The 12,824-nt window shown below is 73.4% G+C and carries 13 protein-coding genes; 8 read left to right on the forward strand and 5 right to left on the reverse strand.

Annotation, left to right across the window (positions count from 1 at the left end; translation table 11 throughout):
- Positions 1–116 precede the first annotated feature (116 nt).
- Positions 117–986: an SCO6745 family protein gene (locus ACPXCS_RS01115; protein ID WP_425945983.1), complete on the reverse strand. Its 870-nt coding sequence runs from the start codon at positions 984–986 to the stop codon at positions 117–119.
- Positions 987–1,100: 114 nt separating this feature from the next.
- Between ACPXCS_RS01115 and ACPXCS_RS01120 the strand changes: the two genes are divergently transcribed.
- A complete protein-coding gene (locus tag ACPXCS_RS01120; protein ID WP_425945984.1) occupies positions 1,101–2,060 on the forward strand; it encodes a GlxA family transcriptional regulator in 960 nt (319 codons plus the stop codon).
- A 42-nt stretch (positions 2,061–2,102) separates the two neighbouring features.
- Positions 2,103–2,738, forward strand: coding sequence for a DJ-1/PfpI family protein (locus ACPXCS_RS01125; RefSeq protein ID WP_425945986.1), 636 nt, complete (start codon positions 2,103–2,105; stop codon positions 2,736–2,738).
- Here the strand turns inward: ACPXCS_RS01125 and ACPXCS_RS01130 are convergent.
- On the reverse strand, positions 2,725–3,480 hold the full coding sequence (locus tag ACPXCS_RS01130) for an enoyl-CoA hydratase/isomerase family protein (protein WP_425945987.1): 756 nt from the start codon (positions 3,478–3,480) through the stop codon (positions 2,725–2,727). The genes ACPXCS_RS01125 and ACPXCS_RS01130 overlap by 14 nt on opposite strands.
- Positions 3,481–3,698: 218 nt before the next feature.
- Between ACPXCS_RS01130 and ACPXCS_RS01135 the strand changes: the two genes are divergently transcribed.
- Complete coding sequence (locus ACPXCS_RS01135) at positions 3,699–4,205, forward strand: ATP-binding protein (protein ID WP_425946113.1); 507 nt, start codon at positions 3,699–3,701, stop codon at positions 4,203–4,205.
- Positions 4,206–4,227: 22 nt separating this feature from the next.
- Here ACPXCS_RS01135 and idi read toward each other — a convergent pair whose 3' ends face one another.
- From idi to galE, 3 genes are all read right to left on the reverse strand, one after another.
- Positions 4,228–4,821 (reverse strand): isopentenyl-diphosphate Delta-isomerase, encoded by a 594-nt coding sequence (gene idi, locus ACPXCS_RS01140; protein WP_425945988.1) that lies wholly within the window; start codon positions 4,819–4,821, stop codon positions 4,228–4,230.
- 301 nt (positions 4,822–5,122) lie between these two features.
- Positions 5,123–6,061: a cation diffusion facilitator family transporter gene (locus ACPXCS_RS01145; RefSeq protein ID WP_425945989.1), complete on the reverse strand. Its 939-nt coding sequence runs from the start codon at positions 6,059–6,061 to the stop codon at positions 5,123–5,125.
- Between the two features lie 159 nt (positions 6,062–6,220).
- Entirely contained in the window at positions 6,221–7,192 is a 972-nt protein-coding gene (galE, locus tag ACPXCS_RS01150; protein ID WP_425945990.1) for a UDP-glucose 4-epimerase GalE, read from the reverse strand.
- 276 nt (positions 7,193–7,468) lie between these two features.
- Here galE and ACPXCS_RS01155 point away from each other — a divergent pair, with 276 nt between their 5' ends.
- From ACPXCS_RS01155 to ACPXCS_RS01175, 5 genes are read left to right on the forward strand one after another with little or no spacing between them, the layout of a single operon-like run.
- Complete coding sequence (locus tag ACPXCS_RS01155; protein ID WP_425945991.1) at positions 7,469–9,283, forward strand: DUF5941 domain-containing protein; 1,815 nt, start codon at positions 7,469–7,471, stop codon at positions 9,281–9,283.
- A complete protein-coding gene (locus tag ACPXCS_RS01160) occupies positions 9,280–10,032 on the forward strand; it encodes a sugar phosphate nucleotidyltransferase (protein ID WP_425945992.1) in 753 nt (250 codons plus the stop codon). The genes ACPXCS_RS01155 and ACPXCS_RS01160 overlap by 4 nt, the downstream gene beginning before the upstream one ends.
- The gene (locus ACPXCS_RS01165) at positions 10,020–11,081 is read left to right on the forward strand and encodes an iron-containing alcohol dehydrogenase family protein (RefSeq protein WP_425945993.1); all 1,062 of its coding nucleotides are present in this window, start codon (positions 10,020–10,022) and stop codon (positions 11,079–11,081) included. Before ACPXCS_RS01160 ends, ACPXCS_RS01165 begins: the two co-directional genes overlap by 13 nt.
- Positions 11,059–11,838 carry a CDP-alcohol phosphatidyltransferase family protein gene (locus ACPXCS_RS01170; RefSeq protein ID WP_365095410.1) on the forward strand — a complete coding sequence of 260 codons (780 nt, stop codon included), beginning with the start codon at positions 11,059–11,061 and terminating at the stop codon, positions 11,836–11,838. The genes ACPXCS_RS01165 and ACPXCS_RS01170 overlap by 23 nt, the downstream gene beginning before the upstream one ends.
- Positions 11,839–11,843: 5 nt before the next feature.
- Positions 11,844–12,716 carry a glycosyltransferase family 2 protein gene (locus ACPXCS_RS01175; protein ID WP_425946114.1) on the forward strand — a complete coding sequence of 291 codons (873 nt, stop codon included), beginning with the start codon at positions 11,844–11,846 and terminating at the stop codon, positions 12,714–12,716.
- Positions 12,717–12,824 lie beyond the last annotated feature (108 nt).

The raw sequence follows: 12,824 nt of genomic DNA on the forward strand, positions 1-12,824 counted from the left end.
GCCGCGGCGGCCGGTGGGGAGCGAGTACCGCGCAGACGCTTCACCATGCGTCACGATCGAACGCGCGTGCCCGGAACGGTCCCGGAGCTGCGGCGGGCGGCCCCTCCCGGAGCCCCTCAGCCCTTGCCGATCAGGTCCGCCGGGAACGCCCCCGCGAGCGCCGCGGCCCGCGCGAACCCGTGGCCCAGCTCGGTCAGCCGGGCCACGCCCTCCGGGCCCAGGTGCTCGTACGGCGCCCGGTCGAGGCGGTCCGTCTCGTGCTCGATCCCGTCGCGCAGGGCGGTGCCCTGCTCGGTGAGCTCGCCGTTCCCGTCCAGCAGCCCGCGCTCGCGCAGCCGGTCCGAGGCCGCGTCCCACTCCTGCCGGCTCCAGCCCCGGGTGCCGCACACCCACTTCGGGGTCATGCCCTTGCCCGTCGCCGTGTGGGTCACCAGCGCCTCCAGGCCGTCGAGGCCCGCGGACATCAGGGCGGCCAGGTGCCCGTCGCCCCGGTGCTCGCGCAGCAGGGTCGCCGCGTGCCAGTACGCGAGGTGCGGCTCCTCGGGGACGGGCAGGTCGGCGTGGGCGGCGTACAGCGGCCGGGCCTCGCGCGCGCAGGCCTCGGCGGCACGCAGGGCGAGCCGGGCGGCCTCCGCCATCTCCGCCGACGCCACGGCCTCCTCGCCGAGCAGCCGGCGCAGGGTCGCGTCCACCGCACGCACGCGTGCGGCCAGCACCTGACCGGGCGTGGCGGTCTCCCACACCGCGGGCACGTGCCGGGCCACCAGCTCGTACTTGTAGTTGTAGAAGGCCGCGGCCACCGGCCCGGCGCCGACCGGCCCGAAGGCGGCGGCCCGGGCGGCGAAGTTCACGGCCCGGGGGTCGGTGATCCCGACGGCCCCCAGTTCCCGGCCCAGTTCCGGTGAGAAGTAGTGCGTCGCGTGCAGGGTGTTGAGCACGTTGTGGCAGCGTCGGCCGGCGCGCGGCTCCAGGGCGGCAGTCGTCATGCCGCGCAGGTTACCAACCGCTTGGTATGGACTCCACGGCCGTGCCGTCCATGGCAGGAAAGGTGGGGTACTCGTCATTGCGGCCGTGCGCCGTACCCGAGCACCATCGACGGCATGGCCCCGCACACGGTTCTCGCCGTCCTCTTCGACGGCGTGCAGAGTCTCGACGTCACCGGGCCGGTGGAGGTCTTCGCGGGCGCGGAACTGCTCGCCCCGGGGACGTACCGGATCCGCACCGCCTCCCTGGACGGCACGCCCGTGCGCACCACCAGCGGCCTGACCCTCGTCCCCGACGCGGCCCTGAGCGCCGTGCCCGACCCGGACGTCCTCCTGGTCCCCGGCGGGACCGGCGGCCTGCGGCCCGACGCGCGCCTGGTCGACTGGGTGCGCGCGCACGGGCCCCGCGCCGGGCGGCTGGTCTCCGTGTGCACCGGCGCGACCGTGCTCGCCGCGGCCGGGCTGCTGGACGGCCGGCGCGCCACGACCCACTGGGCCTACTGCGACCGGCTCGCCCGCGACCACCCGGCCGTCGAGGTCGACCCCGACCCGGTCTACGTCCGCGACGGGCACGTCGCCACCTCCGCCGGGGTGACCGCCGGCATCGACCTGGCCCTGGCGCTGGTCGAGGAGGACCTGGGCCGGGACGCCGCCCTCACCATCGCCCGGCACCTGGTGGTGTTCCTGCGCCGGCCGGGCAACCAGGCCCAGTTCAGCGCCCAGCTCGCGGCCCAGACCGCCCGCCGCGAGCCCCTGCGCGAGGTCCAGCGGCACATCGCCGAGCACCCGGACGCCGACCTCTCGGTCGAGTCCCTGGCCGCCCGGGCCCGCCTCTCACCCCGCCACTTCGCCCGCGCCTTCCGGGCCGAGACCGGCATGACGCCCGGCCGCTACGTGGACCGCGTCCGCCTCGAACACGCCCGCCGCCTCCTGGAGGACACCGCCGACGGCATCGAGGAGATCTCCCGCACCAGCGGCTACGGCACCCCGGAAGCCATGCGCCGCGCCTTCGTCAAGGCCCTGGGCACACCCCCGGCGGAGTACCGCCGCCGCTTCCGCCCGGCGACCACGCCCTGAGCCCCCGCACACCGACCGCCGACCACCTCCGGAAGGGCCCCCATGCAGATCGCCATCGTCCTCTACGACCGCTTCACCGCACTCGACGCCGTCGGCCCGTACGAGACCCTCGGGCGGCTGCCGGGCGCGGAGACCGTCTTCGTCGCCGAGGAGCCCGGCCCCGTGCGCAACGACTCGGGCAGCCTCGCCCTCACCGCAGACCGGGCGCTGGCCGACGTGCCGAACCCCGACATCGTCGTCGTCCCCGGCGGCCCCGGACCGCTCCCGCTGGCGGCGGACGGCCCCCTGCTCGCCTGGCTGCGCGCCGCCGACGCCACCAGCACCTGGACCACGTCCGTGTGCACCGGCTCCCTGCTGCTCGCCGCCGCCGGACTCCTGCGGGGCCGCCGCGCGACCTCCCACTGGCTGGCCCTGGAGGAACTGGCACGCCTCGGCGCCGAGCCGACGGGGGAGCGGGTCGTCACCGACGGCAAGTACGTCACCGCCGCCGGCGTCTCCGCCGGCATCGACATGGGACTGACCCTGCTCGGCCGGATCGCCGGCGACGACCACGCCCGGATCGTGCAGCTCGCCACCGAGTACGACCCGCAGCCGCCCTACGACGCCGGATCGCCGCAGAAGGCCCCCGCGCACCTGGTCGACCTGGTGCGGACCCACGCGGGCCTCATCCTGACGTAGGCACGCTCCAGCCGAACCGCGGCGGCCTGCGCTCCAGGAACGCGGCGACCCCCTCGGCGGCGTCGCCGCTCGCGCGGGCCTGCCCGGCCCAGTGCGCGTCCCGGTCCGTGCGGCCGTCCGCGAACTCCTTGGCCGCCGCCTGCGTCAGCTGCGAACGCGACACCAGCACCCGGGCGAACTCGGCGACCCGCTTGCCGAGTTCGCCCTCGGGCAGCACCTCGTCGACCAGCCCGGTGCGCAGCGCCCGGCCCGCGTCGATCAGCTCCCCGGAGAACAGCAGGTACTTGGCGGTGGCCGGTCCCACCAGGGACACCAGCCGCCGGGTCGAGGACGACGGGTACACGATGCCGAGCTTCGCGGGCGTCACCCCGAACAGCGCCCCCTCCTCGGCGAACCGCAGATCGCAGGCCGCCGCCAGCTGCGCCCCGCCGCCCACGCAGTGCCCGCGGATCGCCGCGAGCGTCGGCTTGGGGAACGCCGCGAGCGCCTCCTCGGCCCGTACGGACAGCCCCTGCGCCTCCTCGGGCGAGCCCCGCAGCGTGGAGATGTCGGCCCCGGCGCAGAACGTCCGGCCCTCCCCGGTCAGCACCAGCACCCGCACGGCGGGATCGCCCGCGAGCCGCTGAAGCAGCGGCGGCAGGGCGCTCCACATCGCGGCCGTCATGGAGTTGCGCTTCTCCGGACGGCTGATGACGACCGTGGCGACCGACTCGGCCACGCTGTACTGCACCTGCGGATCCATGCGCCGGATGCTATCCGGAGGCCAAACCCGTACAACCCGAATAGTTCGCCGAGACGGCACAACAGGGACAGGACCAGTCCCACAACTGACCGTGTCATACGCCAACGGTCAGAAGTGCTCGATATCTGCTGACTTCTGTTCAGCCCCGGGGGCAGGAGCGCATCGTTACCAACACTCGGGGTGTGGCGACAATCGAGCGCGAGGGTGGCGACCCGACGATGGACGACGACGGGCGGGTGTCCGGTCCACGCCCGGAGGGCGGCGCGGCGTCCCTCGGTCCCGGGCCCGCGGACCCGCTGCCGTACGAAGGGGTCTGGCGGTTCACCGCACCGTCCGTCGACGCCTCGGTGCCGCAGGCGCGGCACGCCGTGCGGGACCTGCTGCGCCGTCAGGGGGTGCCGGTCCCGGACGACATCGCCCAGGGCCTGTTGCTGATCGTCTCGGAACTGGTGACGAACGCCGTGAAGCACGCGGCCGTGCTGTCGCCGACGATCGCGGTCGAACTGGCCGTCGGTGCCGAGTGGTTGCGCGTCTCCGTGGAGGACAACCACCCCTACCGTCCGACGGCCCTGGAGACCGACCACGGCCGGACCGGCGGCCGCGGCCTGCTCCTCGTGCGCGAGATCACCCGCGAGGCGGGCGGGGTGTGCGAGGTCGAGTACACCGCGAGCGGCGGCAAGGTGATCTGGGCCGCCCTGCCCCTGCGGCCCGCCCGCCTCTCCTAGGCTCCGCCGCCGGGGCCCCGCCTCACCAGCCGGCCGAGGTGCCCGTCAGTTCCCTGATGGCCGGGCGGGCGGCGTCCAGGACCGTCATGAACCAGGCCGAGAAGGTGTCCTTGGCGTGCCGCTCCGCGAGTTCCGGCGGCGTCACGAACGCCGTCGACGCCACCTCCTGCGGGTCCGGCCGCAGCACGGCCTGCACCATGCCGACGAAGAGGTGGTTGTACTCCTGCTCCACCAGGCCCGACTCCGGGTCCGGGTGGTTGTAGCGGACCGTGCCCGCCTCGGCCAGCAGGGACGGGGAGGCGCCGAGCTCCTCGAAGGTCCGCCGCGCCGCCGCCGCGAAGGGCGCCTCACCCGGGTAGGGGTGGCCGCAGCAGGTGTTGGACCACACACCGGGGGAGTGGTACTTGCCCAGCGCGCGCTGCTGCAGCAGCAGCCGGCCGTACTCGTCGAAGAGGAACACGGAGAACGCGCGGTGCAGCTGTCCGGGCGGCTGGTGTGCGGCGAGCTTCTCCGCGGTGCCGATCGTCACGCCGTCCTCGTCGACCAGTTCCAGCAAAATCGCGTCTGCGGTGCCGTTCGACGGGCTGTGCGTCGCGGTGGCAGGTGTGATCGGCATACCCATCCTTCACATCGGTCTTCGCGCCCCAAGTCTGCCGTACGAATCCGGCACTCCCGGCACTTCGCTGCCCCCGCATGTCCCGCGCGGTGGCGCGGGAGGTCGGGCGGCGCCGCTGGGACGCCGGAAGAGGGACCCGGGAGGGGATCGTGCCCGGCCCCATGGGCCGAAAATCGTCCCCGCGGGTGCGCTGAGAGCCAGGGCGCCCGCGCGCGCCGGAGGGCCGTGCACCCCGGCGCACACCCGTCGCCGTGCGCCCCACCGGCCCCCGCAGCCCCACCGGCCCCACCAGAGGACTCCCTCAGTGGCAGAGGCGGGCCTCGTGCTCCGCGTGCCCGCTCGGCTCCAGCTGGAAGGTGCAGTGCTCCACGTCGAAGTGGTCGCCCAGGCAGTTCTGCAGCTCGTGCAGCATCTTCTCGTGCCCTATGGCGCTCAGCGCCTCGGAGTTGACGACCACGTGCGCCGACAGCACCGGCATGCCGGAGGTGATCGTCCAGGCGTGCAGGTCGTGGACGTCCTCCACCCCGTCCGTGCCGAGGATGTGCGCCCGCACCTCCGCCATGTCGACGCCCTTGGGCGCCGCCTCCAGCAGGACGTCGAGGGTCTCGCGCAGCAGCTTCAGCGTCCGGGGCACGATCATCAGCGCGATCACCAGCGAGGCGATCGGGTCGGCCGCCTGCCAGCCCGTGAGCATGATCACCCCGGCCGAGACGATCACCGTGACCGACCCCAGCGCGTCCGCCGCCACCTCCAGGAAAGCGCCGCGCACGTTCAGGCTCTCCTTCTGGCCGCGCATCAGCAGCGCCAGCGACACCAGGTTCGCGACCAGACCGATCACACCGAACAGCAGTGCCAGCCGGCCCTCGGTCTGCGCCGGGGTGAGGAAGCGCTGCACCGACTCGTAGACGACGTATCCGCCGGCCCCGAGCAGCAGTACGCAGTTGGCCAGGGCGGCGAGGATCTCGGCGCGCGCGTAGCCGAAGGTGGCCCGCTCGCTCGGCGGGCGGTTCGCGAAGTGGATCGCGAGCAGCGCCATGGCCAGGCCCAGCGCGTCCGTCGCCATGTGCGCCGAGTCCGCGACCAGCGCCAGCGAGTCGGCGAGGACACCACCGACGATCTGGACCGCCACGATGCCGAGCGTGATCGCCAGCGCGACCCGCAGCCGGCCCCGGTACGCCGAGGTGGCCGTACCGCCGCCCGGCCCGCCGTGCGCGTGCCCGTGATCGTGCCCAGCCCCCATGAAAAGCCACCCTCCCGCGTCCGCATCATCCTGCTCGGGCACACCACTTAACTACGGGGAGGGGGTATGTGCAACGCGGCACTGAACACCGTTGTCATGTGCCCTGACCTGCGGAAACGATATGCAGGTCAGGGCGCTCCACCGCGTGCCCCGGCCGGGTCAGGAGCCGCGGTGGAGCTGCCAGCCGCGCCAGGCCGACTCGGCCATCTCGCGCACCCCGCGCCGGGCGGTCCAGCCCAGTTCCGCGGCGGCCCGCGCGGCGGACGCGACCGCACGCGGCGCGTCCCCGGGGCGGCGCGCCTCGACGACCGGGGGCCGCCGGTCGCCGGTGACCTCGCCGATGACCGTGATCAGCTCGCGCACCGACACGCCCTCGCCGCGGCCGATGTTGACCGTCAGATCGCCCGTGACGCCGCCCTCGGCGAGCCGCCGGGCCGCCGCCAGGTGCGCCTCGGCCAGGTCGGCGACGTGGATGTAGTCACGGACGCAGGTGCCGTCCGGGGTCGGGTAGTCGTCGCCGAAGATCCGCGGCGCCTCGTCGCGGGTCAGCCGGTCGAACACCATCGGCACGATGTTGAACACGCCCGTGTCCGCCAGCTCGGGCGCGGCCGCCCCCGCCACGTTGAAGTAGCGCAGGCACACGGTGGAGATGCCGTGCGCCCGGCCCGCCGCCCGCACCAGCCACTCCCCGGCGAGCTTGGTCTCGCCGTACGGGTTCACCGGCGCGCAGGGCGCGTCCTCCGTGATGAGGTCCACACCGGGGTCGCCGTACACGGCCGCCGAGGACGAGAACACGAACCGCTCGATCCCCGCCTCGGCCACCGCCTCCAGCAGCGTGGCCAGGCCGCCCACGTTCTCCCGGTAGTACCGGGTCGGCTGCGCGACCGACTCAGCGACCTGCTTGCGCGCCGCGAGATGCACCACACCCGTCACGCCGTGCTCCGCGCACACCCGCTTCAGCAGCGCCCCGTCGAGCGAGGAGCCCCGCACCAGCGGGACGCCGGACGGCAGCCGCGCGGGCACCCCTGCGGAGAGGTCGTCCAGGGCCAGGACGCGCTCCCCGGCCTCCGTCATGGCCCTGGCCACATGGGCCCCGATGTAGCCGGCCCCGCCGGTGATCAGCCAAGTCATGGTCGCCCACCCTATGCCGCCACCCCCGCGGCAGGCGCAATGTCCCCGATGTCCGGTACGGGGGGCGCGGTTTGTGGGGCGGCCCCCGGATCCCCGATGATGATCGCGGCAAGGGCTTGGGCGAACTGTGTCGATCCATCTGCCGAACGGGTGGTGAACGCGCCCTTCCCGGCATCCGATAGCCTCTGCCGACAGCCGCCCGGGAGCCACCGGTGCGGGCGCCCCCATCATGCACATCACCGGCGCGGACGCGCCGGGACCAGGGAGTGAATTCGGTTGTCGACCGCCATCCTCACCGGTCAGCCGGTCCCCGGATCGTCGATCGAGGGCGACCTGCGGTCCCTCGGGTTCGACGTCCGGGTCGCGGCCGACGCCGCCGAGGCCGAGACGCTGCTCGCCGAGGTGCCCGGCGACCAGCGGGTCGCCCTGGTCGACGCCCGCTTCGTCGGACACGTGCACGCGCTGCGCCTCGGTCTCACCGACCCCCGCTTCCCGCTCGCCGCGATCCCCGGCGCGGTCACCGCCCGCCCGGCCGGACGCCAGGCGCTCACCCGGGCCATGGCCCGGGAGAACTCCGCGGGCGGCGGCACCACCCTGGTCGACAGCCTCGCCGACCGCGTCCTGGGCGCCCTGGACGCCGACGGCACCGATGTGCACCGCCCCGAACTGGGCACCCTGGTCGCCGCCGTCCCGGCCGACCCGCAGGCCCGCAACGAGGCCCGGCAGGCGGTGGCGGACGTCGACGACGAGGCCGTCCGCCTGAAGTCGGCCGTGAAGGCCCGCGACGGCTTCTTCACCACCTTCTGCATCAGCCCGTACTCCCGCTACCTCGCCCGCTGGTGCGCCCGCCGGGGCCTCACCCCGAACCAGGTCACCACCGCCTCGCTGCTCACCGCCCTCATAGCGGCGGCCTGCGCCGCCACCGGCACCCGCGGCGGCTTCGTCGCGGCCGGCGTCCTGCTGATCGCGTCCTTCGTGCTGGACTGCACCGACGGCCAGCTCGCCCGCTACTCCCTGCAGTACTCCACGCTCGGCGCCTGGCTGGACGCCACCTTCGACCGGGCCAAGGAGTACGCCTACTACGCCGGCCTCGCCCTCGGCGCCGCCCGCGGCGGCGACGACGTGTGGGCCCTGGCGCTCGGCGCGATGGTCCTGCAGACCTGCCGGCACGTCGTGGACTTCTCCTTCAACGAGGCCAACCACGACGCCACCGCCAACACCAGCCCCACCGCCGCCCTCTCCGACCGGCTCGACAGCGTCGGCTGGACGGTCTGGCTGCGCCGCATGATCGTCCTGCCCATCGGCGAGCGCTGGGCGATGATCGCGGTCCTCACGGCCGCCACGACGCCCCGCATCACCTTCTACGCGCTGCTCATCGGCTGCGCCTTCGCCGCGACGTACACGACGGCGGGCCGCGTCCTGCGCTCGCTGACCCGCAAGGCCCGGCGCACCGACCGCGCGGCGGTCGCCCTGGCGGACCTCGCGGACAGCGGCCCGCTCGCCCAGGGCCTCGCCGCGGCGCTCCGCAAGCCCGCGCGCTCGCTGCCGGGCTTCACGGCACCCGCCGTCGCCCTTCTCGGCGGTCTCGCCGTCGTCCTCACCTGCGCGCTGACCGGCTTCGGCGGGCCCTGGCCGGTCGTCGCCGCACTCGTCCACGCGCTGACCTCGGGCCTCGCCGTCGCCCGCCCCCTCAAGGGCGCCCTCGACTGGCTCGTGCCCCCGTTCCTGCGCGCCGCCGAGTACGGCACGGTCCTGGTCCTGGCGGCCCGGGCGGACGTGAACGGGGCCCTTCCTGCGGCTTTCGGGCTGGTGTCCGCGGTCGCCTACCATCACTACGACACGGTGTACCGCATCCGCGGCAACGCCGGAGCGCCCCCCTCCTGGCTGGTGCGTTCCATCGGGGGGCACGAGGGCCGGACGCTGCTCGTCACCGTCCTCGCCGCGCTGCTCACCGCCTCGCAGTTCACGGTCGCGCTCACGGTCCTCGCCGTGGCCGTGGCCCTGGTGGTGCTCGTCGAGAGCATCCGCTTCTGGGTCGCCGCCCACCAGGGTGGCGCGCCCGCCGTACACGATGAAGGAGAACCCGCATGATCGGCCTCGTGCTGGCGGCCGGCGCCGGACGGCGTCTGCGCCCCTACACCGACAGCCTTCCCAAGGCGCTGGTGCCGGTGGGTCCTGCGGGCATAGAGGGCGAACCCACGGTTCTCGACCTGACCCTCGCCAACTTCGCCGAGGTCGGCCTCACCGAAGCCGCGATCATCGTCGGCTACCGCAAGGAGGCCGTCTACGCGCGCAAGGAGGCGCTGGAGGCGAAGTACGGCCTCAAGCTCACCCTCATCGACAACGACAAGGCCGAGGAGTGGAACAACGCCTACTCCCTGTGGTGCGGGCGTGACGCCCTCAAGGACGGCGTGATTCTCGCCAACGGCGACACCGTCCACCCGGTCTCCGTCGAGAAGACGCTGCTCGCCGCCCGCGGCGACGGCAAGAAGATCATCCTGGCCCTCGACACGGTCAAGGACCTGGCCGACGAGGAGATGAAGGTCGTCGTCGACCCCGCCCGGGGCATGACGAAGATCACCAAGCTGATGGACCCCGCCGAGGCCACCGGCGAGTACATCGGCGTCACCCTCATCGAGGGCGACGCGGCCCCCGAGCTCGCCGACGCGCTCAAGGCGGTCTGGGAGACCGACCCGCAGCAGTTCTACGAGCACGGCTACCAGGAGCTGGTCAACCGCGGCTTCCGCATCGACGTGGCGCCCATCGGCGACGTCAGCTGGGTCGAGATCGACAACCACGACGATCTCGCCCGTGGACGGGAGATCGCATGCCAGTACTGACCCGGCTGATCCCCTCGCCGCTCGTCGTCGACATCCGCCCGGGTGCCCTCGACGACCTGGCCTGCGTCCTCGCCGACGAGCGCATCTCGCACTCCGGCCGCCTCGCCGTCGCCGTCAGCGGCGGCTCGGGCGCCAAGCTGCGCGAGCGCATCTCGCCGAGCATGCCCGGCGCCACCTGGTACGAGGTCGGCGGCGGCACCCTCGACGACGCGGTCCGGCTGGCGAGCGACATAAAGGCCGGCCACTACGACGCCGTCGTCGGCCTCGGCGGCGGCAAGATCATCGACTGCGCCAAGTTCGCCGCGGCACGCGTCGGCCTGCCCCTGGTCGCCGTGCCGACGAACCTGGCGCACGACGGTCTGTGCTCGCCGGTCGCCACCCTCGACAACGACGCGGGCCGCGGCTCCTACGGCGTGCCGAACCCGATCGCGGTCGTCATCGACCTGGACGTCATCCGTGAGGCCCCGGTCCGTTACGTCCGCGCCGGCATCGGTGACGCCGTCTCCAACATCTCGGCGATCGCCGACTGGGAGCTGGCCAACCGCGTCAAGGGCGAGCGGATCGACGGCCTCGCCGCGGCGATGGCCCGCCAGGCCGGCGAAGCCGTCCTGCGGCAGCCGGGCGGCATCGGCGACAACGGCTTCCTCCAGGTGCTCGCCGAGGCGCTCGTCCTCAGCGGCATCGCCATGTCGGTGTCGGGCGACTCGCGGCCGTCCTCCGGGGCGTGCCACGAGATCAACCACGCCTTCGACCTGCTCTACCCGAAGCGGGCCGCCGCCCACGGCGAGCAGTGCGGTCTCGGCGCGGCCTTCGCGATGTGGCTGCGTGGAGCGCACGAGGAGTCGGCGTACATGGCGGAGGTCCTGCGCCGCCACGGTCTGCCGGTGCTGCCGGACGAGATCGGCTTCACGACGGACGAGTTCGTCAAGGCCGTCGAGTTCGCCCCCGAGACCCGCCCCGGCCGTTACACCATCCTCGAACACCTCGACCTGAACACCGAACAGATCAAGGACACCTACACCGACTATGTCAAGGCCATCGGTAGCTGAACTACGCCCCGTCGTTCACCCCGCAGGGGTGAAGGACCGGCGCAGCGGTGAGCACTGGATGGGACGCCTCTACATGCGCGAGGTGTCCCTGCGGGTCGACCGCTACCTGGTCAACACCAGGGTCACGCCCAACCAGCTCACGTACCTGATGACCGTCTTCGGTGTGCTCGCGGCCCCGGCACTGCTCGTGCCGGGGATCCCGGGCGCCGTCCTCGGCGTGGTGTGCGTCCAGATGTACCTGCTGCTGGACTGCGTCGACGGCGAGATCGCGCGCTGGAAGAAGCAGTACTCGCTCAACGGCGTCTACCTCGACCGCGTCGGCGCCTACCTCACCGACGCCGCGGTGCTCACCGGCTTCGGTCTGCGCGCCGCCGATCTGTGGGGCACCGGCCGCATCGACTGGCTGTGGGCCTTCCTCGGCACCCTGGCCGCCCTCGGCGCCATCCTGATCAAGGCCGAGACCGACCTCGTCGGCGTCGCCCGCCACCAGGCCGGCAAGCCGCCGGTCAAGGAGGCCGCCGCCGAGATGCGCTCCTCCGGCATGGCGCTGGCCCGCAAGGCCGCCGCCTTCCTGAAGTTCCACCGTCTCATCCTCGGCATCGAGGCGTCCCTGCTGATCCTGGTCCTCGCGATCGTCGACCAGGCCCGCGGCGACCTGTTCTTCTCCCGGCTCGGCGTGGCGGTGCTGGCCGGCATCGCCCTGGTGCAGACGCTGCTGCACCTGGTGTCCATCCTGGCTTCGAGCAGGCTGAAGTGAGCGGCATGAAGGTCGGTGCCGTCATCATCACGATGGGCAACCGCCCCGACGAGCTGCGCGCCCTGCTCGACTCGGTCGCCAAGCAGGACGGCGACCCGGTCGAGGTGGTCGTCGTCGGCAACGGCTCGCCCGTCCCGGACGTCCCCGAGGGCGTCCGCACGATCGAGCTGCCCGAGAACCTCGGCATCCCCGGCGGCCGCAACGTCGGCATCGAGGCCTTCGGCCCGTCCGGCCGGGACGTCGACATCCTGCTCTTCCTGGACGACGACGGGCTGCTCGCCGGGCACGACACCGCCGAGCTGTGCCGCGAGGCGTTCGAGGCCGACCCGAAGCTCGGCATCATCAGCTTCCGCATAGCCGACCCCGAGACCGGCGTCACCCAGCGCCGCCACGTCCCCCGGCTGCGCGCCGCCGACCCGATGCGCTCCTCCCGCGTCACCACCTTCCTGGGCGGCGCCAACGCCGTCCGCACCCGCGTCTTCGCCGACGTCGGCCCCCTGCCCGACGCGTTCTTCTACGCCCACGAGGAGACCGACCTGGCCTGGCGGGCCCTCGACGCCGGCTGGATGATCGACTACCGGTCGGACATGGTGCTCCACCACCCGACGACCGCCCCTTCGCGGCACGCGGTCTACCACCGCATGGTCGCCCGCAACCGCGTCTGGCTGGCCCGCCGCAACCTCCCCGCGCCCCTCGTCCCCGTCTACCTCGGCGTGTGGCTGCTGCTCACCCTCCTGCGCCGCCCCTCCCGCCACGCGCTGCGGGCCTGGTTCGGCGGATTCCGCGAGGGCTGGGCCACCTCCTGCGGACCCCGCAGGCCCATGAAGTGGCGTACGGTGTGGCGGCTGACCCGACTGGGCCGGCCCCCCGTCATCTGACAAGCTCGTACCGCGAGAATCCGGGAGTACCGGAGGGGCCGTACCCTGGCCCCCGGCTCATGCCAGGCCCGCACAGGCCGCGCATCTCGAAGACGAAAGTTTCCACTA

The organism is Streptomyces sp. DT190 (assembly GCF_049846985.1).
Lineage (GTDB): Bacteria > Actinomycetota > Actinomycetes > Streptomycetales > Streptomycetaceae > Streptomyces.

Bases quoted from the DNA above. Each gene is read 5' to 3' on its own strand.
- ACPXCS_RS01175 (WP_425946114.1), top strand. From the start codon at position 11,844: ATGAAGGTCGGTGCCGTCATCATCACGATGGGCAACCGCCCCGACGAG.
- ACPXCS_RS01135 (WP_425946113.1), top strand. From the start codon at position 3,699: ATGGACGACGACGGGCGGGTGTCCGGTCCACGCCCGGAGGGCGGCGCG.
- ACPXCS_RS01120 (WP_425945984.1), top strand. From the start codon at position 1,101: ATGGCCCCGCACACGGTTCTCGCCGTCCTCTTCGACGGCGTGCAGAGT.
- ACPXCS_RS01145 (WP_425945989.1), bottom strand. From the start codon at position 6,061: ATGGGGGCTGGGCACGATCACGGGCACGCGCACGGCGGGCCGGGCGGC.
- ACPXCS_RS01125 (WP_425945986.1), top strand. From the start codon at position 2,103: ATGCAGATCGCCATCGTCCTCTACGACCGCTTCACCGCACTCGACGCC.
- ACPXCS_RS01170 (WP_365095410.1), top strand. From the start codon at position 11,059: ATGTCAAGGCCATCGGTAGCTGAACTACGCCCCGTCGTTCACCCCGCA.
- ACPXCS_RS01115 (WP_425945983.1), bottom strand. From the start codon at position 986: ATGACGACTGCCGCCCTGGAGCCGCGCGCCGGCCGACGCTGCCACAAC.
- ACPXCS_RS01160 (WP_425945992.1), top strand. From the start codon at position 9,280: ATGATCGGCCTCGTGCTGGCGGCCGGCGCCGGACGGCGTCTGCGCCCC.
- idi (WP_425945988.1), bottom strand. From the start codon at position 4,821: ATGCCGATCACACCTGCCACCGCGACGCACAGCCCGTCGAACGGCACC.
- ACPXCS_RS01130 (WP_425945987.1), bottom strand. From the start codon at position 3,480: ATGGATCCGCAGGTGCAGTACAGCGTGGCCGAGTCGGTCGCCACGGTC.
- galE (WP_425945990.1), bottom strand. From the start codon at position 7,192: ATGACTTGGCTGATCACCGGCGGGGCCGGCTACATCGGGGCCCATGTG.
- ACPXCS_RS01165 (WP_425945993.1), top strand. From the start codon at position 10,020: ATGCCAGTACTGACCCGGCTGATCCCCTCGCCGCTCGTCGTCGACATC.